This window comes from Paenibacillus sp. FSL H7-0331, from assembly GCF_001956045.1.
Genome location: NZ_MRTH01000001.1, coordinates 253,564 through 276,136, shown reverse-complemented (window position 1 = coordinate 276,136; position 22,573 = coordinate 253,564). Strand labels below are relative to the sequence as shown.

At 45.7% G+C, this 22,573-nt stretch carries 23 protein-coding genes and 1 riboswitch; of the genes, 20 read left to right on the top strand and 3 right to left on the bottom strand.

Annotated features, from left to right (window positions below; translation table 11 throughout):
* Window positions 1-74 precede the first annotated feature (74 nt).
* From spoIIAA to sigF, 3 genes are read left to right on the top strand one after another with little or no spacing between them, the layout of a single operon-like run.
* Complete coding sequence (spoIIAA, locus tag BK127_RS01320) at window positions 75-428, top strand: anti-sigma F factor antagonist (RefSeq protein WP_076227768.1); 354 nt, start codon at window positions 75-77, stop codon at window positions 426-428.
* Complete coding sequence (spoIIAB, locus tag BK127_RS01315; protein ID WP_076227766.1) at window positions 425-871, top strand: anti-sigma F factor; 447 nt, start codon at window positions 425-427, stop codon at window positions 869-871. The genes spoIIAA and spoIIAB overlap by 4 nt, the downstream gene beginning before the upstream one ends.
* 13 nt (window positions 872-884) lie before the next feature.
* Window positions 885-1,640, top strand: a complete 756-nt coding sequence (gene sigF, locus BK127_RS01310) for an RNA polymerase sporulation sigma factor SigF (RefSeq protein ID WP_076227764.1) — start codon at window positions 885-887, stop codon at window positions 1,638-1,640.
* Between the two features lie 114 nt (window positions 1,641-1,754).
* Here sigF and BK127_RS01305 read toward each other — a convergent pair whose 3' ends face one another.
* On the bottom strand, window positions 1,755-1,967 hold the full coding sequence (locus tag BK127_RS01305) for a DUF378 domain-containing protein (RefSeq protein ID WP_076227762.1): 213 nt from the start codon (window positions 1,965-1,967) through the stop codon (window positions 1,755-1,757).
* Between the two features lie 170 nt (window positions 1,968-2,137).
* On the opposite strand from BK127_RS01305, the gene BK127_RS01300 reads away from it, so the two are divergent.
* The 16 genes from BK127_RS01300 to BK127_RS01225 all read left to right on the top strand — a co-directional run bounded on the left by BK127_RS01300 (window position 2,138) and on the right by BK127_RS01225 (window position 18,692).
* Window positions 2,138-2,776: a stage V sporulation protein AA gene (locus BK127_RS01300; RefSeq protein WP_076227760.1), complete on the top strand. Its 639-nt coding sequence runs from the start codon at window positions 2,138-2,140 to the stop codon at window positions 2,774-2,776.
* On the top strand, window positions 2,773-3,198 hold the full coding sequence (locus BK127_RS01295; protein WP_076227757.1) for a stage V sporulation protein AB: 426 nt from the start codon (window positions 2,773-2,775) through the stop codon (window positions 3,196-3,198). The genes BK127_RS01300 and BK127_RS01295 overlap by 4 nt, the downstream gene beginning before the upstream one ends.
* Before the next feature lie 26 nt (window positions 3,199-3,224).
* The gene (locus BK127_RS01290; RefSeq protein WP_076227754.1) at window positions 3,225-4,898 is read left to right on the top strand and encodes a spore germination protein; all 1,674 of its coding nucleotides are present in this window, start codon (window positions 3,225-3,227) and stop codon (window positions 4,896-4,898) included.
* An 85-nt stretch (window positions 4,899-4,983) separates the two neighbouring features.
* Window positions 4,984-6,315 carry a diaminopimelate decarboxylase gene (gene lysA / locus BK127_RS01285; protein WP_076227752.1) on the top strand — a complete coding sequence of 444 codons (1,332 nt, stop codon included), beginning with the start codon at window positions 4,984-4,986 and terminating at the stop codon, window positions 6,313-6,315.
* An 81-nt stretch (window positions 6,316-6,396) separates the two neighbouring features.
* A complete protein-coding gene (locus BK127_RS01280; RefSeq protein ID WP_076227749.1) occupies window positions 6,397-6,828 on the top strand; it encodes a peptidylprolyl isomerase in 432 nt (143 codons plus the stop codon).
* A 181-nt stretch (window positions 6,829-7,009) separates the two neighbouring features.
* Window positions 7,010-7,279: a hypothetical protein gene (locus tag BK127_RS01275; protein WP_076227746.1), complete on the top strand. Its 270-nt coding sequence runs from the start codon at window positions 7,010-7,012 to the stop codon at window positions 7,277-7,279.
* Window positions 7,280-7,542: 263 nt separating this feature from the next.
* Window positions 7,543-9,345, top strand: a complete 1,803-nt coding sequence (locus BK127_RS01270; RefSeq protein ID WP_076227744.1) for a cache domain-containing sensor histidine kinase — start codon at window positions 7,543-7,545, stop codon at window positions 9,343-9,345.
* Complete coding sequence (locus tag BK127_RS01265) at window positions 9,346-10,980, top strand: response regulator (protein WP_076227741.1); 1,635 nt, start codon at window positions 9,346-9,348, stop codon at window positions 10,978-10,980.
* A 185-nt stretch (window positions 10,981-11,165) separates the two neighbouring features.
* Entirely contained in the window at window positions 11,166-11,894 is a 729-nt protein-coding gene (pxpB, locus tag BK127_RS01260; RefSeq protein ID WP_076227738.1) for a 5-oxoprolinase subunit PxpB, read from the top strand.
* Window positions 11,882-12,835, top strand: coding sequence for a 5-oxoprolinase subunit C family protein (locus BK127_RS01255; protein WP_076227735.1), 954 nt, complete (start codon window positions 11,882-11,884; stop codon window positions 12,833-12,835). The genes pxpB and BK127_RS01255 overlap by 13 nt, the downstream gene beginning before the upstream one ends.
* Window positions 12,836-12,852: 17 nt before the next feature.
* Window positions 12,853-13,617, top strand: coding sequence for a LamB/YcsF family protein (locus BK127_RS01250; RefSeq protein ID WP_076227733.1), 765 nt, complete (start codon window positions 12,853-12,855; stop codon window positions 13,615-13,617).
* A gap of 82 nt (window positions 13,618-13,699) precedes the next feature.
* Complete coding sequence (gene accB / locus BK127_RS01245; protein ID WP_076227730.1) at window positions 13,700-14,182, top strand: acetyl-CoA carboxylase biotin carboxyl carrier protein; 483 nt, start codon at window positions 13,700-13,702, stop codon at window positions 14,180-14,182.
* A gap of 4 nt (window positions 14,183-14,186) precedes the next feature.
* Window positions 14,187-15,527, top strand: a complete 1,341-nt coding sequence (accC, locus tag BK127_RS01240; RefSeq protein WP_076227727.1) for an acetyl-CoA carboxylase biotin carboxylase subunit — start codon at window positions 14,187-14,189, stop codon at window positions 15,525-15,527.
* Between the two features lie 19 nt (window positions 15,528-15,546).
* Window positions 15,547-16,428, top strand: coding sequence for a carbohydrate ABC transporter permease (locus BK127_RS01235; protein WP_076227724.1), 882 nt, complete (start codon window positions 15,547-15,549; stop codon window positions 16,426-16,428).
* Window positions 16,428-17,261, top strand: a complete 834-nt coding sequence (locus BK127_RS01230; RefSeq protein ID WP_076227722.1) for a carbohydrate ABC transporter permease — start codon at window positions 16,428-16,430, stop codon at window positions 17,259-17,261. Before BK127_RS01235 ends, BK127_RS01230 begins: the two co-directional genes overlap by 1 nt.
* Window positions 17,262-17,396: 135 nt before the next feature.
* Entirely contained in the window at window positions 17,397-18,692 is a 1,296-nt protein-coding gene (locus BK127_RS01225) for an ABC transporter substrate-binding protein (RefSeq protein WP_076227719.1), read from the top strand.
* Window positions 18,693-18,864: 172 nt separating this feature from the next.
* On the opposite strand, the gene BK127_RS01220 is transcribed toward BK127_RS01225, so the two are convergent.
* A complete protein-coding gene (locus BK127_RS01220; protein ID WP_076227716.1) occupies window positions 18,865-19,953 on the bottom strand; it encodes a Gfo/Idh/MocA family protein in 1,089 nt (362 codons plus the stop codon).
* 12 nt (window positions 19,954-19,965) lie between these two features.
* Window positions 19,966-20,835, bottom strand: coding sequence for a sugar phosphate isomerase/epimerase family protein (locus BK127_RS01215; protein WP_076227714.1), 870 nt, complete (start codon window positions 20,833-20,835; stop codon window positions 19,966-19,968).
* A gap of 234 nt (window positions 20,836-21,069) precedes the next feature.
* Window positions 21,070-21,236: riboswitch (FMN riboswitch) on the top strand.
* A 220-nt stretch (window positions 21,237-21,456) separates the two neighbouring features.
* Here BK127_RS01215 and ribD point away from each other — a divergent pair.
* Window positions 21,457-22,572, top strand: coding sequence for a bifunctional diaminohydroxyphosphoribosylaminopyrimidine deaminase/5-amino-6-(5-phosphoribosylamino)uracil reductase RibD (gene ribD / locus BK127_RS01210; protein ID WP_179097344.1), 1,116 nt, complete (start codon window positions 21,457-21,459; stop codon window positions 22,570-22,572).
* Window position 22,573 lies beyond the last annotated feature (1 nt).

The following is a 22,573-nucleotide window of genomic DNA, read 5'->3' as shown; positions in this document are numbered from 1 at the left end:
TAGTTTTGTCGAGTGGCAGGAAAAGGGAATTCCTGTGTAGAAATGGTGTGCATGAAAGGGAAGGAGTGAGCAGCGTGAGTCTGCATATTGAAATCGAGCACCATCGTACAGCAATCATTGTCAGGCTGAAGGGTGAGTTGGATCATCACACGGCCGAGACGGTTAAGTTGCGTATGGAAGAGGCTCTGAATAAGAGTAATGTTAACCATATGATTCTGAGCTTTAAGGAATTGTCCTTCATGGACAGCTCTGGTCTTGGGGTCATTCTGGGACGCTATAAGCAGATTAAAGCCAGGGATGGAAGGCTGGTTGTTTGCGATCTGAACCCGGCTGTACATCGATTGCTGGAGATGTCAGGGCTATTCAAAATTGTGTCCACTTATGATAACGAAAAACAGGCTCTTGGCAGTTTGGAGGCCGTATCATGAGTGAACGGAATTTTATGACCCTCCAGTTTGCCAGTCGCTCCGAAAATGAATCCTTTGCACGGGTGACGGTGGCAGCTTTTGTAACGCAGCTTGATCCGACTCTGGAGGAATTAACGGATATGAAAACCGTCGTATCTGAGGCGGTTACCAATGCGATTATTCATGGTTACGACAATCATCCTGACTGTGTGGTCACGATTGAAGCCGAGATCGAGGATGACACGTTATATTTAACGATTGAGGATCAGGGTGCAGGCATTGCCGATTTAGAGCAGGCCAAGCAGCCGCTGTATACGACCAAGCCAGAGCTTGAACGCTCAGGAATGGGCTTTACGATCATGGAAAATTTTATGGATGAGATCGAAGTGACAACAGCCATCGGCGTCGGTACAAAAATCAAAATGAAAAAGCGAATTGAATCTAAAAAAGCTTTGTTCAATTAGGGGTCGATTCTATATGGATGTCGATTTGAAACATGCTTCTCACCGATACCTGGATGATAGCGAAGTCAAGCGCTTAATTGCATTAAGTCAATCCGGTGATTCACTTGCCAGAGAAACGCTGGTCAATTGTAATATCCGTCTGGTTTGGTCGGTTGTGCAGCGATTTTTGAACCGGGGCTATGAGGCCGATGATCTGTTCCAGATTGGCTGCATCGGATTGCTCAAATCGGTCGATAAATTCGATTTATCTTACGATGTGAAATTTTCTACTTATGCGGTGCCTATGATTATTGGTGAGATCCAACGCTTTCTTAGAGATGACGGTACACTCAAGGTGAGCCGCTCACTGAAGGAGCTTGCTAATAAAATCCGCAAAACGAAGGACGAACTATCGAAAAATAATGGTCGTCTGCCCACAATTAAGGAAGTTGCTGACGAACTGCAAATCACACCAGAGGAAGTGGTATTTGCTCAGGAAGCGAATAAGCCGCTGGCTTCGATTCACGAAACGGTGTTCGAAAACGACGGAGATCCCATTACGTTGATTGATCAAATTGCCGATGAAGGCCAGGATAAATGGTTTGAAAAACTCGCCTTGAATGAAGCGATTGGAACCTTAAACGAACGGGAGCGGCTGATTGTCTATCTGAGATATTATCGCGATCAGACCCAGTCCGAGGTAGCGAACCGATTAGGCATTTCGCAGGTTCAAGTGTCCAGGCTGGAGAAAAAAATCCTCCAGTCGATCAAGGATCAGATTGCCCAATAAGTGAATACCTTGTAGTTCGAACAGAAAAAAATGGCCTTCAAACTAATGGTTTGAGGGCCACTTTTTATGGATTGTGCAATACTGCATAGCCGCACTTCGATTTACACCCTCGATCTATCTGGCTTTTTTGGTCTCATCCGAAAATAAATATTTCAGGCAGTACAGACCGCACAAGCCTACGATTGCATACACGATACGGCTGAAGCCGGAGGATGCGCGATGAACCTCTCCACCGAATATCGCTGTAACAAGGTCCCATTGAAATAAACCGATAAGCAGCCAGTTCAAAGCCCCTATAATAACGAGCGTCAATGCGAATTTTCCCATAATTCATAACTCCCTTCCTTCTAGCAGGATTTACGACCTTACGATTACTTTCCCATAAAGAGCGATAACTTATACAAGCATCAAGAGAATTATTGCCATGACCGTTGGCGATTAGGAGAGGAGCTTTTTTTTCATACTATGGGATAAATACGCAAGGGAAGTGATGGGGCATGATAATCGGTACTACCGGTGCAACTTTGTATATCCGTTTACGCAAAAGAATGTGTATACGTCGGGGGGACCCGGTTGTACTCGGTGCTGTCGCGCAAATGCTGGTTGATGCTGAATACGAACCCTCCTTGCAAATGCTGCTGCTGCATCGTCCGCGGGAGCATGAAGGCAGCATGCTGTTGATCGATATGATGCTCATTGTGAGTAAAATTAAAAAACTGTACCCTTTTATGCAAATTGAGCATTTTGGTGAACCGCATTGTCTGATCGAAATCAAGGATGAGCGTAAGCCGCCGAGGTTGATTTGGATTGCTCTTGTGTGGCTGCTTTTGTTCGTCGGATCGGGCTTAGCCATTATGAACTTCCATGCAGATGTCAGTATGGGGGTTGTCCATCAACGTATTTACAGGCTGCTTACAGGGGAATGGGCAGAATACCCGCTCTTACTGCAAATTCCGTATTCAGTCGGAATTGGTGTGGGAATGATCATATTTTTTAACCACCTGTTCAAAAAGAAATTCAATGAGGAACCCAGTCCTCTCGAGGTGGAAATGTTTATGTATCAGGAAAATGTAAATCATTACGTCATTACCGAGGAGTATTGCAGAATCCATGAAGCGGAGGATGAACCCAAATGAATCAGTGGTGGCTAATCCCCGTACAGCTGTTTATTGGATTGGCGGGTGGAATCGCTGTGGGCAGCGGGATGGTTGCCTTTCTCGTTGTGCTGGATATCATTCCGCGGCTGGCTCAAATAACTCGTTCCTACCGGCTCATTCGTGCTTATGAATGGTCCGTCATAGGCGGTTCGGTGTTTTTTACACTGTCAGATTTTTTCGTGTGGTCCTTTTCATTACACCCGTTGACAGCAGTCTTGCTCGGCTTGTTGGCGGGAGGGTTTGTTGGCATGCTGGCAGGGGCATTGACGGAGGTAATGAACGTGCTGCCCATTCTCGCCAAACGGGTGGGGATGGCCTCCTACATGCTGTGGCTGCTGATGGCCATGGTATTCGGAAAAGTGCTGGGGTCATTGCTGGATTGGCTGCACGTCCTGGGTTAACTAACAACATGTGAGGTGGGAGTGTTATGAAAAAATTGTGGACGCGTCCAAAGCAAATGCAAGGCTCTGTCGGAGAAGATTCGGATCGGACTGATGATGAGCCTCTTGTCATTGATGCCGAAGGCAATATTACTGAATCAGAGAACAATAAGCAATCCGTAGTCAAACAGACCCAAAACTCGGCGAAAGAGGACAGCATAGCTACCGAATTTGATGCTTTAAAAAAGATACTGGAGCATAGGGTTGGGCTGCATACCAGCTTTGATGTTGTATTTCGTGAGATGGTGTTTGGCGGAAAAAAAGCAGGGATATTTTATTATAACGGTTTTGCCAAGGATAACGTGCTTACGATGGTGCTGGACCGTTTGTCTACGGCGGAGCATGTTAGTGATCATGCCAAGGATGTAGCGATTACAGATATCCCGATTCAGCATGAGGTTGGTCACTCTGCGGGACAGGACACGATTCAGCTCTTCATGGACGCTTTGATACCCCATATTCAGGTGAAGCAGACTGACAAATTGAATGAAGTTATCGATCAGGTGGCGATGGGAGCTACCGGATTTTTCTTTGAAGGGTCCGCGGCCGCTATTGTTGTTGATGCCAAAAGCTTCCCTGTTCGCTCGACAGAGGAGCCTGATTTGGAACGGGTTGTACGGGGATCACGCGATGGCTTCGTGGAAACGCTGCTCACCAATGTTACGTTGGTCAGACGCCGGATTCGTGATCCGCGTCTCAAGCTTGAAATGCTGCGTGTCGGGCGTCGAACTCATACGGATGTGTGTCTGGCCTACATTGATGATATTTGCGACCCGGCTTTGGTTGAAGCGATTCGTGATAAAATCAATCAAATCCAGGTTGAAGGTCTGCCGCTGGCTGAAAAACAGCTGGAAGAAGCCCTTGTGGGCAAAAGCTGGAATCCGTATCCGATGGTTCGGTATTCGGAACGTCCAGATGTCATTGCGGTTCATCTGCTTGAGGGGCATGTTACTTTGTTTGTGGATACTTCGCCAAGTGTCATTATATTGCCGGCAACCTTTTTCCATCATGTGCAGCATGCAGAGGAGTATCGCCAAACGCCTATGGCAGGAACATACCTGCGTTGGGTTCGATTTCTTGGAATCGCCGCCTCGCTGTTTTTACTGCCCCTCTGGTTTTTGCTTGTGAGCTCACCTGAGCTGAAGCCAGTCGGAATGGACTTTATCGGTCCGCAGGAAGCCGTAAAGCTGCCGCTGTTGGTGCAATTTTTAATAGCCGAGCTCGGAATAGATCTGATGCGAATGGCTGCTGTGCATACTCCTGCGCCGCTCACAACAGCAATGGGCTTGGTGGCTGCGGTACTGGTAGGAGAAGTAGCGGTTAAGACCGGGCTGTTCGTAAATGAGGTGATCTTATATCTGGCTGTTGCCGCCGTAGGCACGTTCGCTACACCGAGCTATGAACTTGGGCTCGCCAACCGATTGACTCGACTGATGCTGCTGATTGCTTCTGCAATATGGAAAGTTCCGGGTTTCGTCATCGTTTCTACGGTTTGGGTCATCTATCTGGCGACACGAAGATCGTATAATGCCCCCTATTTGTGGCCGTTCATACCGTTTAATGTAAAGGCAATGCGGGAAATTGTTCTTCGTAGGCCATTCCTTGCTGTCAAAACCAGAATGAGTTTAACCAAGCCTGCGGATAGCACCAGACAGCCATAAGCGAGGTGGGCTCAATACATATTGTCAGCTCATGCCCCATTATGGTATTTTAGATATAATGTCAACGGGGAGAGGGAAATTAAATATGTATTTGCATGGAACGAGTACAATTAACGATTATGGGCATTTGCAAGTTGGTGGATGCGATACAACGGAGCTTGTAGAGCGCTTTGGTACTCCGCTGTATGTTATGGATGAAGCATTGATCCGTCAAAGATGCCGTGAATATGTAGAAGCTTTTCGCGAAACAGGCTTGAAATTTCAGGTTGCCTATGCAAGTAAAGCATTTTGTGTGATGGCCATGTGCCGCTTAGTAGAAGAAGAGGGAATGTCTTTGGATATTGTGTCTGATGGGGAGCTGTATACAGCATTACAGGCCGGATTCCCAGCTGAACGGATACATTTTCATGGAAATAACAAGACGCCTATGGAAATTGAAATGGCCATTGATGCAGGGATTGGCTGCTTCGTGGTCGATAATTTGGTGGAGCTTCATATGTTGAATGCCATTGCGGGGCAGAAGCGTCAGAGAGTGAATATTTTATTCCGTATTACACCTGGCGTTGAGGCTCATACGCATGAATATATTTCTACAGGTCAAACGGATTCGAAATTTGGATTGGATTTGGATAATGGCTCTGCCTACCATGCCATTGAGGAAGCCACCAAGCTCCCTTATATTAAGCTGTTGGGCGTCCATTCACATATCGGGTCGCAAATTTTTGAGGTACAAGGATTTCAAATGGCTGTTGATAAAGTTATCGGCTTCGCGGCTAAGGTTCGCGATGAACTGAACGTTGTATTCTCCGTAATTAATTTGGGAGGCGGGTTCGGTATCCGCTATGTCGAGGGCGATACGCCGCTGCCGATTTCTCAATATGTCAAAGCGATCGCTGAATCGATTAGCAGCAACTTTAGCCGTTATGATTACCCAACACCGGAAATCTGGGTGGAGCCAGGCCGCAGCATCGTTGGAGATTCAGGTACAACCTTATACACGGTAGGTACGCACAAGGATATCCCGGGCGTCCGTAAATATGTAGCTGTTGATGGTGGTATGACCGATAACCCGCGTCCTGCCTTGTATCAATCCCGTTACGAGGCCATGCTTGCGAATCGGGCTACTGAGAAGGAAGAAGAGCTTGTATCGATAGCCGGCAAATGTTGTGAGAGCGGAGATATGTTGATTTGGGATGTTACGCTTCCTGAGGTTCAGTCTGGAGATATCTTGGCTGTATCCTGCACGGGTGCTTACAATTACGCAATGGCCAGCAATTATAACCGGATTCGCCGTCCCGCGGTCGTATTTGTGAATAATGGCGAAGCCGAGGTTGTGGTTGAACGTGAGTCGTATGAAAACATTGTCGGCAATGACCGTATCCCGGCGAGAATGAAGCAAACCACAAAGTCCTTGTAGTCTAGCATTTGTGCAGAGCTGCAGGATGTAGTACAATAAAACACATTGAACAGGAAGATCACAAAGGAGTGTACATTTTACATGTCAAAACAAGCACAAATCAAACTTGCCAATGGCGGCGAAGTCGTTATCGATTTATTTGAAAAAGATGCACCTAACACAGTAGCGAACTTTGAAAAATTAGCAAATGATGGTTTTTATGATGGCCTCGTATTTCATCGTGTAATTCCTGGTTTTATGGCACAAGGTGGTTGTCCTACAGGTACAGGTACTGGCGGCCCAGGCTACAAGATCAACTGTGAAATCAATCCAAACAAACATGAGCGTGGAACACTGGCTATGGCGCATGCAGGCCGTAATACAGGTGGAAGTCAGTTCTACATCTGTTATGGTCCACAACCGCATCTGGATGGTCAACATACCGTATTCGGTAAAGTGACTTCAGGTATGGAGCTTGTTGACCAATTCAAAGGCAGAGACCAAATGGAATCCGTCAAAGTAGTAGAAGTTTAATTGCTGACCAAGCATCGCTTATTTGAAGCTATAGCCGAGTCCCCTCAACCTAGAAGGGGCTCGGCTTTTCTTGTTTGGAAACTATTTGAATAAATGATCCTATTCTATCATGTAAATGACTTCCATATATGCTATATTGACAAGGATTGTTAGTAGTAGTTGAGAAGGTGAGGTCAATCACATGGATAAAGCGAAATACATAGCTTCAATTGAACATGTGGACGGTACGGTCAAGACCATTAAAGAGATTTCAATATTTTGTGATCCATCCACATCACCGAATGTTGGAGATTTTATTCAGGCATTCAAGGAGCAGGGCATGGATATGGAGCTTAAGGATTATATCAATATGGTGTTTGTTCCTGTGGACCGAGCCAGCAATGATCATGTATCGATTCGTATTATTCGAACTTTCAAGGATTTGACGTACCACGTAAATAAAAGAAAATAAAGACGTTGCCATGGGAAAAACCTTATTAATTAAGGTTTTTTGGCGCGTTTGGTAACCCGTACCGCAACTCCTCAATCTCCGTTGTCCAACAACCCTGTACGAGTCACAGGATCATTCCAAATTCGTAAAAAAGCTAATCGAGATCATAATAATGTTATGTTTATGTTACATTAAATAACGTTGTTGGTAAGTTGTTTTCTAGACAATTTAGGTTCTTCTTGTTAAGATAATGTTAAAAATCACCTTGCAAACGGGGCGAAACTATGCGTTTTTTTCAAAAAAGCATCCGTCACAAACTAACTGTTTTGCTCTTGATCTCGACGATTGTTCCCATCACCTCTTCAATTTTTATTACGGATTCATATACCAAGGAATCGTTAAAAGAGCGTGCCATCGAAGAAAATACTCACCTCATTTCCGAAGGAAAGACCAACATCATTAATTATTTGGATACGGTGAAAAATGCTTCCTTGACCATTTACTCGAACGCAACCCTGGACAGTATTTTGACAAAAGGATTTGCCGATTACCAGAGTGAGTCTTATATTTTTACGATTATGCAGATCGTTTCCCGCTCGGCGAATGATATTTACCAGGTCTATCTGAACATCAGCGATAATCAGAGCTCTTATGTGTTATATCAAAATAATTTTAAACGGGGACCGATTCAGTATGAGCCGCTAGCAAACAGGGTCTTAGCGCCTTATGCGGTTTACACAGAAAGAACGCACAGGAGTCACGATTACGGGATCATTCAGGTTCCAATGGGGGTTCCTGAAATGGTATTTACGATCCATCGGCCATTTTATCGGGTTCCGAGCAATGAGCAGATCGGGCTGTTGTCCATAGACGTAAAGTTGGAAGCGTTAAGCAAACTGACTGCTCAATTGTATGAGAAAAGTAATGAGGATTTATACATTCTTGACGAAACCGGAACAATCATTTATGCAGGGAAAGAGACCTACCTTGGCGCAGCGCCTACCGAAGCATGGATCAAGCAGCTTTTGGACAACCCTGATGATGCCGGATATATGGAATGGAATCAACGTGAATTTTCGGGCATTATGATTTACACCAAGCTATCCACGTCTTATCTGAATTGGACGCTTGTCAAGCGCATACCCTATTCGCATCTATACGAATATGCTCGAAATTTGACCTTTATCAACACAATTGTAGCGGCAATCTTTCTCACAATTGCGATGATAGCGGTATTAATGGTTTCATTACGATTAACTAGACCGCTGAAGCAGTTGATTTCGCATATCAATAACATCCAGGCCGGCCAACTGGAGGAAACAATCGTTATTAACCGTACGGATGAAATTGGAATTCTGGCCAAGCGTTTCCGGACGATGATGCACACAATCAATGACTTGATTTTAAGGGAATACAAGCTGAATTTAGCGAACAAAACGATTCAATTGGAGATGCTTCAGGCTCAAATTAACCCCCATTTTATGAATAATGCGCTGCAATCCATCGGTAATCTGGCTTTGGAAAGCCAGGCACCTCAGGTCTATACCCTCATATCTTCATTGGGACAAATGATGCATTACAGCATGAACACCAAAGAAACGATCGTTCCACTATCCATGGAGATTGACTATGTCAACTATTATTGCATGCTTCAGCAGCAGCGGTTCGAGGATAAGCTTTCCTTTGAATTTGATATTTGTGAGCAGACGAGTTCTTTTCAGGTACCCAAAATGATCGTACAGCCCATTGTCGAAAACTTTTTCAAGCATGGATTTTATATTACGAATAAAAGAGTCGGCGTGGTCAAAGTAAGAACCAGGATAGAGAAAGCTAGGCTGCTTATCATAGTGGAGGACAACGGGATCGGTGTTTCGGACGAGAGACTTCAACAGCTGCGCCACAAGTTAACCCATCTGGATGAAAGCGGAGAAAGGCTTGGGGAAAGCATCGGATTGATGAATATTATGTTCAGGCTGCGCCTTTATTATGGAGAGCAGGCCAACCTGGAGCTTGGCAGCATTCATCCTTATGGACTACAGGTCATACTGAGCATTCCAATCATGGGAATAGACAAGGGGGCATTATAGATGAAAGTACTTATTGTCGATGATGAAAAGCATGTACGGAGCACCATCCGCCTGCTCACAGATTGGAGTGCTCTGGATATTGAGACTGTTCTGGAAGCGGAAGACGGTCTGGAAGCGATAGAAATCATGGAGAGAGAACAGCCGCAGCTTGTCATCACGGATATGATGATGCCGTTAATGACGGGGATCGGGCTGATGGAATGGATGGATTCTCATGCGGTTACTTGTAAAAAGATTGTGATTAGCGGGCATAATGATTTTGAGCTCATGCGCCATACGGTTAAATATGGGGCTACGGATTATTTACTTAAGCCAATTGTCGCCAAGCAATTGCATGATGCTATTCAAAAGGCAGTCGACAGCTGGAAGGAAGCCCATCAGGAGCGGGTGCGCCATCAGTATCAAAGCAGGGAAGTTATTGAGCTCAAATCGATCTACAGGGACAAGCTTCTGTCCAATGTCATTATGGAGCCTGTCGGATATCGCAATGAATTACAGCTGTTAATCAAAGAGTTTCCACAGCTAGCCAGTGTTCATTCCTGCATGGTTGCCGTTATCAATTTGCAGGACGTCCAGCGTGATCTTCAAGAAAAGTATGCTTCCAATATGGGCCTGCTCATATTTTCTCTGCTTAATATTTGTAATGAATTTCTACACAAAGCTCAAATGGGTATTGCCTTTCGTAATTTGAATAGCAATCATGAAATTGTCATTCTGGCATGGGAACAATTAGTGAAGGCGGAAGCTGTCCTGGAGCGTATTCAGCACGGAATCGCAAGGGTGCTTAAGGCTTCATTCGATATCGGTATCAGTTCCGAGCTAGCCTTTCCAGACAACCTACAGGAAGCCTATAATCAAGCCAGGCAGGCGCTAGGCCAGCGAAATCTGCTCGATACTTCGACCCGGAAACATAGCTATCAGGTAGGTGTTGTATTGCGTATCGGCTCATTGAGATTCGGTGATTACGAGGAGGCTATCAGTCTTGCGATGAAGAGTGGCAGGCCGGAGCAATTACAAGCGGTCATACAAAAATGGTTTGATGGTATGGACAAGCTGGACAAAATATCGATGGATCAGCTTGATCTATGGCTGGACGCCTACAAGGTGTTGAAGGCGCGCTGGATGGAGGAATTTTACGAAGGGGCCGAGCCGGATCAGCTATTGCCGACGGAAGATACGGATTTCATCATTCCAATGGATCATAATGGTCAGTTTTCATCAGCTTTATTTCAGCAGGAATTTACTAATCACTTGACCGAATTGATGCGGTTGTTCTTGAGCAAAAAGGTCCAAAGCGGACATACGATGAATGAAATTGCCAAATATATTGAATTAAATTACTACCGCAACATTACGCTTCAGGATATATCCACCAAATTCCATTTGAACCGGGAATACATTTCTCGCAAATTCAAGCTGGAACTCAAGGAAAACGTTATTGACTACCTGAACAGAATACGTATCGAGAAATCCAAGGTACTGCTATTGAACCCTCAAATCAAAATAGTCGATGTGGCGGGCAAGGTAGGTTATCAGGATGAAAAGTATTTCAGTAGGGTTTTTAAAAAATTGGAGGGACAAACGCCCAAAGATTTTCGTGTACAAATGAATCGGGAATCTCCACTATCTATGTGAAGTGTTGGGAGATTCCCCCACTTATCCTCTCAATCGACCCAGCAAAAATCAAGATTGTCCACTTATGTCCACAATTTTCTGTGTGGGACTCAGCCCTTTTTATCGCTATAATTTTTTTATAGAGAAGCTGTTATGGCCGGATCTTCTCAATAAGAATCAGCGTGAAGTAAGGAGGTTGGATCCTAGTGGTATCCTCAACGCTTGTTCCTCAATATCTCCCTTTAGGAGAGCAGGTACTCATCATTCAATTTGAACCAGTCATTTCTACTCTAGTGAATCGTCGTGTCCATGCATGGGCTGACAAAATCAAGGAAGCGAACATCCTGGGCGTCAAACAATGGATGCCTGCCTTCTCCAGTCTTTCGGTATGCTACGATCCTGTACGAATAAGCTACAGCCAGTTGTTGAATGCCTTGCAGCAAATCCATCTGTCAGACGCTGATCTGGCGAATAGTAAAGGCAGAACGGTTCATATTCCTGTTGTTTACGGCGATAGCTATGGGCCTGATCTGGACTATGTGGCTGCCGAGAACAACATCAGAGCTAATGAAGTCGTGCAAATCCATTCTTCCTCTGCCTATCTAATTTATATGCTCGGTTTTATAGCCAGCTTTCCGTATTGTGGTGATTTGGATAGCAGATTGGCTTTACCTCGTCGTACAAGTCCTCGTGTCAAGGTCGAGAAGGGCTCGATCGGCATTGCCAACCGTCAAACATGTATATATCCGATAACGTCTCCAGGTGGCTGGCATCTGATAGGAAGAACGCCCATGGATACATTCGATCCTTATAAAACACCGCCGAGCTGTTTTGCTGCAGGTGACAGCATTAAGTTTGAAGCGATAACTTCAGCGGAAGCGGAGGGTTGGAACGAACATAAACAAAGAGAGTGGAATGAACAATGGAATTTATAGAAATCATCAAGCCAGGGATGTTCAGCACCGTGCAAGATTTGGGTAGATTCGATTTCCGCCAATATGGAATTCCACAGAGTGGAGCTATGGATGCGTTCTCATTCAGGGCAGCCAACCTGCTGGTAGGCAATCGGCAAAATGAAGCTGCTGTTGAATTTACGCTGGTTGGCCCCAAAGTGAAATTTCTTCATGAGGGAGTGATCGCTATAACGGGAGCGGATCTCTCTTTCACATTAAACGGCCGTCCACTTGCTTTATGGAAGACGGTTCGGGTTATGCCCGATGACATTCTTCAATGCGGTTCTGCCAGACATGGGTGCCGCTCCTATATGGCAGTCAGTGGCGGCATTGACGTTCCTTTAGTTATGGGCAGCAGCTCGACCTTTGTGCGGGGAGGGTATGGGGGCTTCCAGGGAAGAAGCCTGCGAACTGGAGATGTGCTTGCAGTAAAGACTGCTCAGCGTGTGTACACAGCATCAACACTGTGTAGAGTATTGCCTTCGAAATACCGACCCGTTTGTGATGGAAACCGTCCTGTCCGATTTATCACGGGTCCACAGGCAGATTCCTTTACTCAAGAATCGATGGATATCTTGACAACGCAACCCTATACTCTATCTCATGATTCGGATCGAATGGGCTTTCGTCTTATGGGCCCGAAGCTCGTCCATACGTCGGGGGCAGATATCATATCCGATTATATAACAATGGGCTCGATTCAGGTACCGGGGGACGGTCAGCCTATTGTGCTGATGTCGGATTGTCAGGTAACAGGGGGTTATACGAAAATAGGTGTCGTTGCAGGTGTGGATTTGCCTTTTCTCGCACAGCGTAAGCCAGGAGATCAAGTGTTTTTTGAAATCATAAATATCGAACAGGCTCAAGCATTATGGAGAGAACAGGAGCAACTGTTTACTCTGCTTGATATCAACAATAGATAAAGAAGGAAGGGGAATCGATGCTTACAACTGTCGATTTGAATTGTGATATGGGTGAGAGCTTCGGTGCCTACAAGCTTGGTATGGACGAAGCGGTCATCCAGCTGATTTCCTCAGCCAATGTGGCTTGTGGATTTCACGGTGGAGATCCCGATGTGATGAACCGTACAGTGGAGTTGGCGCGAAGCTTTGATGTAGGGGTGGGTGCCCATCCGGGGTACCCCGATTTAAACGGTTTCGGAAGAAGATTTGTGGATATGGAACGCAATGAAGTGATCAATATGATCGTATATCAGATTGGCGCGCTGCAGGCTTTTTGTAACAAGCATAAGGTCCGACTGCAGCATGTGAAGCTGCACGGTGCATTAGCAAATCGAGTGGATATAGATGAAGCACTTGCGAATTACGCTGCAGATGCAGTACTTGCATTCAATCCCGAGCTGCCTGTTTTCGTTAACCCGAATTCACTGATGCATAAGGTTCTGCTGGAAAAAAATCTGTACCCGATTCTGGAATTCTATGCAGACCGTGCCTATAATGACGATCTGACCCTCGTATCAAGAAAATTGACTGGCGCAGTGATTACTGATCCGGATTTGGCAGCCAAGCGCACTTTAAAAATGATCGCTGATGGAAAAGTAACTACGATTACTGGGAACGAGGTTGATATCAATGGCCAGACGATCTGTGTACATGGTGACACCCCTACAGCGTTAAATATGATTAGTAAAATTCGTTTATTGCTGAAAGAAAATGGTGTTGGTATATCTTCATTTAAGCGCTAATAACAGGAGAAGCGGAAGCGGATCCTTACATCGGCACTATTCAAAATAATCATAGAGACATACAGAAGTGAGGTCATACCCAATGAATGCATCAGAATTAAAAGAAATCATCCAAATCGTCATTCAGGCTCCGATTGAGCAATTTTCACTTGAATATGAAACGGTCAAGCTGTCCATTTCTAAGCGCAGCCTCCCTGTATCATCCGAGGAAAATCTGCCATCAGAATCCGGTTATCATTCGAAGCCGTTGATGGTTCCTCATCATTTGGAACGGGACACCCAGGTCGGTACTATTGCAGCGGAGCCTGAAAGTGCGGCTCCAATTGAAATAGCTTCGCCTACAGTAGGTATCTTTTATTCATCTGCAGAGCCGGGAGAGGACCCTCTTATCCGAGTAGGTGACAGCGTAACAGAAACTACCGTTGTAGGTATTGTAGAAGCAATGAAATTGTTTAACGAGATACAAGCCGGGATCAATGGTGTCATCACAGAAATTTTGATCGAAAGTGGACAGCTGGTCCAATATGATCAGCCTTTATTTCTCGTAAAGCCTGTAGGAGTGTAGTCGTATGTTCAAAAAAATAATGATTGCCAACAGAGGCGAAATTGCGGTTCGAATTATTAGAGCTTGTCAGGAATTGGACATCCCTACCGTTGCGATTTATTCAAAGGCTGACAGAGATGCCTTGCATGTGCAAATGGCTGATGAAGCATATTGCATCGGGCCTGTCAGCTCCAAGCAAAGCTATCTCAACATTCAGGCCATCCTGACCTTGGCTTCTGCAGTTGGGGTGGATGCGATTCATCCAGGATATGGGTTTCTTGCTGAAAATGCCGATTTTGCAGAGCTGTGCGGAACGTGTGGTATTACGTTCATAGGTCCCAAGCCTGATGCGATTCACAGGATGGGGGATAAAGCCCAGGCGCGACGAACGATGAAGCTGGCAAACGTACCCGTGGTTCCAGGTTCAGAGGAGCTAATAGAAGCTGTAGATGCTGCTGTGATTCTTGCTGATGAAATCGGCTATCCTGTCATTATTAAAGCTACAGCTGGTGGCGGGGGAAAAGGAATGCGAGTCGTCCAAAGCGAGGTGGAGATGGACTCTATGTTTCGACAGGCTCAAAAGGAGGCGGAGGCGTCCTTTGGTAATCCAGGCGTTTATATGGAAAAGTATATTGAGGAGCCCCGGCATATTGAAATTCAGCTCATTGCAGATGCCCATAACCATATCGTTCATCTCGGTGAAAGGGACTGTTCTATACAACGCAGACATCAAAAGCTTGTGGAGGAAGCGCCCTCTCCGGCAGTCTCACCCGAGTTAAGGCAGGCCATGGGTCAGGCGGCTGTCGCTGCCAGCAGGGCTGTTGATTATTTGGGGGTAGGTACACTTGAATTTTTGCTCGATAAGCATGGGCAGTTTTATTTTATGGAAATGAACACAAGAATCCAGGTAGAGCACACGGTAACGGAGCTTGTGACAGGTATTGATCTTGTTAAAGAGCAAATTGCTGTCGCTGCCGGGTACCCGCTCTCATTCACCCAGAATGAGGTTGAACTGAAGGGGTGGGCGATCGAATGCCGTATAAATGCCGAGGATTCTGACAATCAGTTCAGGCCGTCTCCAGGTACAATAACGGGTTACCGGCTTCCTGGCGGTTTCGGGGTGAGGATCGACAGCTCAGCCTTTGCCGGCTATGAAATTCCTCCTTTTTACGATTCTATGATAGCTAAGTTGATCGTGTGGGGCCGGGATCGTCCTGAGGCGATTCAACGTATGAAGAGAGCTCTCCAAGAATTTCACATCGAGGGTGTTCGGACAACGATTCCCTTCCATCTGAAAGTTCTGCAGCATGACTTTTTTAAAGCGGGTGACTGCAACACCAAATTCATCGAAACCGAGTTCCAATAGAGGAGAGGGAGGGGATACCATGAGAAAGTCCATGTCGTCGGAATGGATGCAGCAAACGGTGTTTCTGAGTCCTGCCGTTTTGTTCTATACCATCATTATTATGCTTCCTTTTTTTCTTGGCGTGTATTATTCATTTACCGATTGGAACGGGGTTGCTGACAGTATTCGTTGGGTTGGCTTAAGCAATTATCAAACGGTGCTTACCAAGGACACCAATTTTATTCATTCGTTCTGGTTTACGGCTCGGTTTACTTTTGTAGCTGTCATCCTGACAAATCTGCTCGGGTTTGCACTCGCTTACTTTTTGTCCAAATCGCTGAAGACGCGCAATCTGTTAAGAACGGTTTATTTTATCCCGAACGTATTGGGCGGCTTGCTGCTTGGCTTTATATGGCAATTTATATTTGTTCAAGGATTTGCTGCCATTGGGAAGCTGACGAATTTGGGGTTTTTCAATTTACCCTGGCTTGGAACGGAGGATACGGCCTTTTGGGCGCTCATTATCGTATTTGTGTGGCATGGAGCTGGTTATATTATGGTTATTTATATAGCAGGGTTGACCAATGTGCCGAAGGACTTAATAGAAGCGGCCACGATCGATGGTGCGAACAGTGCCCAAATCTTACGCAGCATTATCATTCCGCTCATTATGCCTGTCATCACGATTTGTCTCTTTTTAACGATCGCCTGGGCTTTTAAAATGTTCGATTTGAACTTTTCACTCACCAAGGGTGGGCCTTATAACTCTTCGGAGTCGGTCGCAATGAATATTTACACCGAGGCATTTGTCAATAACCGATATGGACTGGGAACCGCCAAGGCACTTATTTTCTTTATGGCAGTGTCCATCATTACGGCGATTCAGGTGTCCATGACGAAGAAGCGTGAGGTGGATCTGTAATGAAAACCGATGCGTACAATGCCAGACTGCTGCTCTTTGAGATTGCGTTAATTGTTCTTGCGCTCCTGTTTCTGGCACCGTTTTATTTTGTATTGGCCAACTCGGTGAAAAATTTTGCCGAGATTCTGATCAATGCGGCAAGCTTGCCTAAGGTGTTGCGATGGGATAACTATGTACATGCATGGAAGGTGCTGCAATTTGCTACTACACTTAAAAATTCCTTGTTAATTACAGTATTCAGCAACATTGGCTTAGTCATTATATCATCAATGGCGGCTTACAGACTGGCACGCAGGCCGAGCAGGTTCAATCGGATGCTGCTCGCCGTATTTGTGGCAGCTATGGTCATTCCGTTCCAGGCGATCATGATACCATTGGTAAAGGTCGCATCCTGGTTTCATCTGATTAACAGTATTCCGGGCATTGTTGTCTGTTATTTCGGTCTCTGTGTTTCGTTTACCATTTTTTTGTATCAGGGTTTTGTTCGCTCCATCCCGTTCGAAATAGAAGAATCCGCTAAAGTCGATGGCTGTAGCCCATACGGTGTGTTTTGGAAAATCATATTTCCGTTGCTTAAACCAATGACAGTTACAGTTGTCTTGCTAAACAGCCTGTGGATGTGGAATGATTTTCTGCTCCCATCTATCATTTTGCAGCAAAAAGACTTGCGAACCATCCAGGTCGCTATTAACTCCTTATTTGGCGAATATACGAATCAGTGGGATCTTGCGTTAGCAGCGCTTGTGATGAGTGTGGTACCGATCCTGATCTTCTTCCTTGCTCTCCAGAGGCATATTATCGAAGGGATTACCTCCGGAGCTATTAAGGGGTAAAATGTTACAAACCTGACCTCATAGGTCAGGAGCAATTTCATCCACCTCAATAGTCAAACCTATGAGTGTCCGCCACTTAAAGGCTGAATTATAATAAAATGGTAAACAATAATAGAACGAAGGGGAGTTTGAACGATGAAACGATCGCTTACTGCTGGCAGTGCGCTTGTATTGTTAATGTCCTTTTTGACTGGTTGTGCAACGAATGGAGACAAGTCCGCTGATACGAAAACGGCGAATAACAATGCGAAGCCAAAGAAAGAAGTTACACTTAAAATCTTTCAGGCTAAGGTTGAGATTTCCGAGCAATTGAATAAGCTGAAGGATGAGTATGAAAAGACGCATCCAGGCGTCAAGGTCCAAATCGAGACCGTCATTGGCACCGACTACAATACAATCCTCAAGACCAAATTTGCCGCAGGTGAAATGCCGGATATTTTTAACAATGAGGGCTTTCAGCAGCTGGAAACGTGGAAGGATCGTGTAGAGGATTTATCCGATCAGCCGTGGGCAAAGGATGTATTCGATTTTGCCAAGGAGCCTACTACAATCAACGGCAAGCTTTATGGGATGCCAGTCTCGCTTGAAGGTTATGGCTTCGTTTACAATAAAGATTTGTTTGCCAAAGCGAACATTACAGAGCTTCCCAAAACACTTTCACAACTAGAGGATGTCAGCAAGAAGCTGCAGGCCAATGGTGTGACGCCTTTTGTGAATATGTTTCAGGTATGGTCATCACTTGGGCGGCATTTCTTCAATAATCCGATGGCCAAGCAGTCCAACACCGATGCGTTTATTAAGGATTTGAATGATGGGAAGGCAAAATTTGCCGGTAATCCGATTTTTGCCGACTCCTTGAACATGCTTGATCTCATTGTAAAGTACGGCAACAAAAACCAGCTGACGACCGATTATAACAGCTTTATCGCTACATTTGGCAGTGGTCAGGCTGCAATCATGCAAAGTGGGAACTGGACACTACCTTTGATTCAAAAAATCGATCCGAAGATTAATGTTGGCTTAATGCCAATTCCGATCAACGAGGATGCTGCTTTGAATGACAAGCTGTTTGTAGGTGTACCGAATAACTGGGTAATCCATAAAGATTCTCAGGTGAAGCCGGAAGCCAAAGAGTTCTTGAACTGGCTGGTCACCTCGGATATTGGTAAAAACTATTTGACAAAGGAATTCAAATTCATCCCCGCTTTAAAGACAATTCCTGCTGATGCGGCCTCTGTAGGTACACCTGGCGAGGATATCGCTAAGTACCTCAAGGAGAACAAGGTGCTTGGCTGGCACTGGCCGAAATACCCTGATGGCAGTCCACAGGAAATGGCAGCCTCTTTACAGAAGTACATCGCAGGCAAAGTAAACCGCGATCAATTGTTAGCCGAATTCCAGGGTACATGGGATAAGATGAAAACCAAATAATAGGGATGTTCACAAGCAGTAATGAAGAGGTGTCAAGGTATCTCCAAACGGAGAGGCTTTGATGCCTCTTCTGTTTATCAATCTTAATCCGCTGGTCGAAAAAAACCGCTTGAATCGGTTGTTCCGATTTCAAGCGGTCAGGCCAACTACATATCTGGTGCGTGCTCAGGACCTAACGATTGAAGTAAATCGTTTTTCCGGTTGCAGCAGATTGGTAAACGGCTTCGAGAATCTCACTGACAACAAGTGCTTGTTCAGGCTTTACGAGTGGCTCTGTATCATTTAGTATGCATTCAATCCATAACCGAGCTTCCAAATCGGCCGGGCTTTCGTCCGCAGCAGCCGCATAGAATACGACCGCACCACGCTCAAAGCTCACTTTATGTTCGTACAATCGACCCATTTGTTCCCCGTTGATCCGCAGTCCATCGTCCATATCCGCTCCGCCTTCGGTGCCGCAGAGGACTGTTTTCGCTTCGCGCACATCCATAGTGTTAAGCGCCCAGCTGGATTCCAGAGTAATCGTCGCGCCATTCTCCATTTTAATAAAACCAATCGCAGAATCCTCTACGGTAAATTTTTTAGTGTCCCAGGGACCCCACAGGTTGGCTGCATTTTCACGGCCTGCAAGCTTGTGAAATACAGAGCCTGTTACACTGACTGGCTTATAGTTGTCCATCATCCACAAGGTCAGGTCCAATGCGTGCGTTCCGATATCAATCAAAGGTCCGCCACCCTGCAGTTCTTTTTCAAGAAACACGCCCCAGGTGGGTACAGCCCGCCTACGAATGGCCAGCGCCTTGGCCAAATAAATTTCGCCCAGATTGCCGATACTGCACAGATTTTTCAAAAATAAGCTATCCGGACGATATCTGTTTTGATAGCCAATTGTCAATTTCTTGCCTGTCCGTTTGGACGCTTCGAGCATACTCCGTGCATCGGTAGAGGTGATGGCCATTGGCTTCTCGCACATGACATGCTTGCCGGCTTCAAGCGCAGCTATCGTGATTTCCGCATGGGAGCTGTTGGGCGTACACACATGAACGACATCAATTGAGCGATCCTCCAGCATCTTTCTGTAATCCGTGTACACAGTAGACGATTCGCTGCCATAATCCTTGGCTGCTTTAAGGGCTTTCTCCTCGATAATATCGCAGAATGCGATAACCTCAATGTGAGCAAGCTTGGATAAGCTGGGCAAATGCTTGGATGTACCAATCCCCCCCAAACCTATAATGCCAATCCTTAATTTATCTGTCATAGTGGTGTCCTCCTATGTTGTTTGAGACAGATTCATCAGTTCAACCATACGCTTGTAACTGAATTCAACACTGTCCAATTGATTGCGGGCTGTAAAATCCTGTTCGACAAAAATGGTTTTCACAATACCCATTTCGCGGATGGTAGCAATAATAGCGGGAATATCCATGACGCCTTCACCGATCTCGGTGAATTGATCTGTTGTTGAAGTACCCAGCTTTTTATCAAGTGTAATGTCCGCATCCTCGCCAAAGAAATCAAACCAATTAACCGGCTTGGCAGTGGCAGGCATATCCTTTTGATGAACCAGATCACAACGCTCACCAAGCGTATGCAAATACTCAGAAGGGTCAACGCCTCCTCTGAGGGCCCAGTACGTATCGAACTCGATTTTTACCAGATCCTTATCCGTATTGGCCAGGATAATCTCCATGACGGTTTGACCTTCAAATTTTTGGAATTCCTGAAAATGATTATGATAGTAAAAATCAAGACCATTTTTACGGCATATTTCTCCGCATTTGTTCAGTGTTGCACTGAAATCGAAAGCGGCCTGCTTATTTTTGAACATGGACATGGAGATGGAGACAGCAGGCATTTCAATTTCCTGAACAAAGGGAATCAGACGCTCCCAATGGACATTTTCGATCGGGAACATTTGAGCATTTAATGCTCTCATCCCTAGGCGATCCAGATTGCTTTTGAATTCTGCTGCCTTCATGCCGGCAACCGAATAACCACCATGACCTGCAGCATCGGAGTAATGGATGGCCAATTCGAGATCCTTATATCCAATCGCAGCTACCTTTTCCAATGCACCCAAAGGATCTTTCTGCAGTTCATTTCTTACGGAATAGAGTTGAAGTCCAAGTGACAAACTCAATTGTGGCGCCTCCCTTATTTGGTGTTCGTTTTGAGGTTCCTATTAATTATAAGTCAGCACCAAATGTGCCGGACACTCATAGGTTTGACTATTGAGGTGGATGAAATTGCTTAGTGAACCAGCGTGCAATCGTTTTCGAATACTAACTGTTGCAATTTCACGAAAATGATGTTAAAATTCTGTCAAAGTATTTTCCAACCTACTTAGTAGGAATTTCAAACAACATAATAGGATGTTTTCCTTCGGGGCGGGGTGAAATTCCCCACCGGCGGTGATATGAGACGCTTAACAGCGTTTTGTTCAGTCCGTGACCCGTGGGCTTCAGCTTTATTGCTGCAGTCACCGGTGGACTTGGTGAAATTCCGAGACCGACAGTATAGTCTGGATGGGAGAAGGGAAAACGTGGACACTGGTATTTGTCGTGGGTTGTTATGAAACCAACTGCAGCATGATAAGAAAAATAGGTTTAGGGCCTGTTCAATTTGTGTTGCCTTGGAACATTCAATCGCGTAGATGCGCTATCACTCTGCGTTTTTTTCGTAATTCTTTCACAAGCCCCTTCTGTAGAGAAGAGGGCTTTTTTTGTTAACCCAATAGCAATTTGGCAGGGAAGTGACTTTGATGGAGCTGTTGAATGATGAATATTACATGAGGCTTGCTATTCAGCTTGCTGTGGGTGCAGCAGGCCAGACGGGAATTAATCCGGTCGTAGGCTGTGTACTCGTCAAGGACGGCAGGATCGTTGGAATGGGTGCTCATCTCAAACGGGGAACGGCTCATGCTGAAATTCACGCCTTGCAGATGGCCGGGGCTGAAGCAGAAGGGAGCACAGCCTATGTTACCTTAGAGCCCTGCAGCCACTTTGGTATCACGCCGCCCTGCAGCGACCGACTCATTAAAGAAAAGGTGAAACGTGTCGTTGTTGGCAGCGAGGATCCCAATCCGCTGGTAGCTGGAACCGGGATTGAACGTTTGAGACAGCATGGTTTGGAGGTCGTAACGGGTGTGTTAGCCGAAGCGTGCCGGGAGCTAAACGAGACGTTCAATCATTTCATCGGTTCCAAACGCCCGTTCGTCACGATGAAGACAGCAAGCACACTGGATGGAAAGATTGCCTCCAGGACGGGGGATAGTAAATGGATCACGAATGCAGAATCTCGCACTTATGTCCATAATTTACGTCACCGTCACCATGCGATTATGGTCGGAATAGGAACCGTTCTTGCAGATGATCCCTTGTTGACGACACGATTGGATGTACCTGCGCTACACCCGATTCGACTCATTATCGATTCGACCTTGCGGCTGCCGCTTGAGTCCAAGGTAGTGACGGATCGTACCGCAGAGACACTTGTTCTGACAACAGAGAATGCTTCAGAGTCATCCAAACAGCGGCTTGAAGCGGCTGGTGTGACCGTCATTTCATGTGGCAGTGGGCCTCAAGTGGACCTGAGCAAGGCAATGGAGCTTTTGGGTGGACGCGATATCGCATCGATTTTACTCGAAGGCGGCGGCACACTGAATGGTGCGATGCTGGAGCAGCGTCTGGTTAACAAGATTCATTTGTTCTTTGCACCCAAAATTATTGGAGGCGGCCGTCAATCACTGGATACGATGCCTTTTGCAGGATTCGATCGTATGGAGGAAGCTATCCGCTTGGAACGTACCACGGTTCAACAGTTTGGTGAGGATGTTTGCGTGACTGGATATCCACGCTACAGTAGCGAGGTGAGGTAAG

What these genes read in the sequence shown, in the direction of transcription:
- BK127_RS01230 (WP_076227722.1), top strand. Translation starts at nt 16,428, where the DNA reads ATGAAAACCGATGCGTACAATGCCAGACTGCTGCTCTTTGAGATTGCG.
- BK127_RS01280 (WP_076227749.1), top strand. Translation starts at nt 6,397, where the DNA reads ATGTCAAAACAAGCACAAATCAAACTTGCCAATGGCGGCGAAGTCGTT.
- BK127_RS01235 (WP_076227724.1), top strand. Translation starts at nt 15,547, where the DNA reads ATGAGAAAGTCCATGTCGTCGGAATGGATGCAGCAAACGGTGTTTCTG.
- accC (WP_076227727.1), top strand. Translation starts at nt 14,187, where the DNA reads ATGTTCAAAAAAATAATGATTGCCAACAGAGGCGAAATTGCGGTTCGA.
- BK127_RS01290 (WP_076227754.1), top strand. Translation starts at nt 3,225, where the DNA reads ATGAAAAAATTGTGGACGCGTCCAAAGCAAATGCAAGGCTCTGTCGGA.
- BK127_RS01295 (WP_076227757.1), top strand. Translation starts at nt 2,773, where the DNA reads ATGAATCAGTGGTGGCTAATCCCCGTACAGCTGTTTATTGGATTGGCG.
- sigF (WP_076227764.1), top strand. Translation starts at nt 885, where the DNA reads ATGGATGTCGATTTGAAACATGCTTCTCACCGATACCTGGATGATAGC.
- BK127_RS01250 (WP_076227733.1), top strand. Translation starts at nt 12,853, where the DNA reads ATGCTTACAACTGTCGATTTGAATTGTGATATGGGTGAGAGCTTCGGT.
- BK127_RS01220 (WP_076227716.1), bottom strand. Translation starts at nt 19,953, where the DNA reads ATGACAGATAAATTAAGGATTGGCATTATAGGTTTGGGGGGGATTGGT.
- BK127_RS01225 (WP_076227719.1), top strand. Translation starts at nt 17,397, where the DNA reads ATGAAACGATCGCTTACTGCTGGCAGTGCGCTTGTATTGTTAATGTCC.
- BK127_RS01270 (WP_076227744.1), top strand. Translation starts at nt 7,543, where the DNA reads ATGCGTTTTTTTCAAAAAAGCATCCGTCACAAACTAACTGTTTTGCTC.
- BK127_RS01305 (WP_076227762.1), bottom strand. Translation starts at nt 1,967, where the DNA reads ATGGGAAAATTCGCATTGACGCTCGTTATTATAGGGGCTTTGAACTGG.
- ribD (WP_179097344.1), top strand. Translation starts at nt 21,457, where the DNA reads ATGGAGCTGTTGAATGATGAATATTACATGAGGCTTGCTATTCAGCTT.
- spoIIAB (WP_076227766.1), top strand. Translation starts at nt 425, where the DNA reads ATGAGTGAACGGAATTTTATGACCCTCCAGTTTGCCAGTCGCTCCGAA.
- BK127_RS01300 (WP_076227760.1), top strand. Translation starts at nt 2,138, where the DNA reads ATGATAATCGGTACTACCGGTGCAACTTTGTATATCCGTTTACGCAAA.
- BK127_RS01255 (WP_076227735.1), top strand. Translation starts at nt 11,882, where the DNA reads ATGGAATTTATAGAAATCATCAAGCCAGGGATGTTCAGCACCGTGCAA.
- accB (WP_076227730.1), top strand. Translation starts at nt 13,700, where the DNA reads ATGAATGCATCAGAATTAAAAGAAATCATCCAAATCGTCATTCAGGCT.
- BK127_RS01265 (WP_076227741.1), top strand. Translation starts at nt 9,346, where the DNA reads ATGAAAGTACTTATTGTCGATGATGAAAAGCATGTACGGAGCACCATC.
- lysA (WP_076227752.1), top strand. Translation starts at nt 4,984, where the DNA reads ATGTATTTGCATGGAACGAGTACAATTAACGATTATGGGCATTTGCAA.
- BK127_RS01275 (WP_076227746.1), top strand. Translation starts at nt 7,010, where the DNA reads ATGGATAAAGCGAAATACATAGCTTCAATTGAACATGTGGACGGTACG.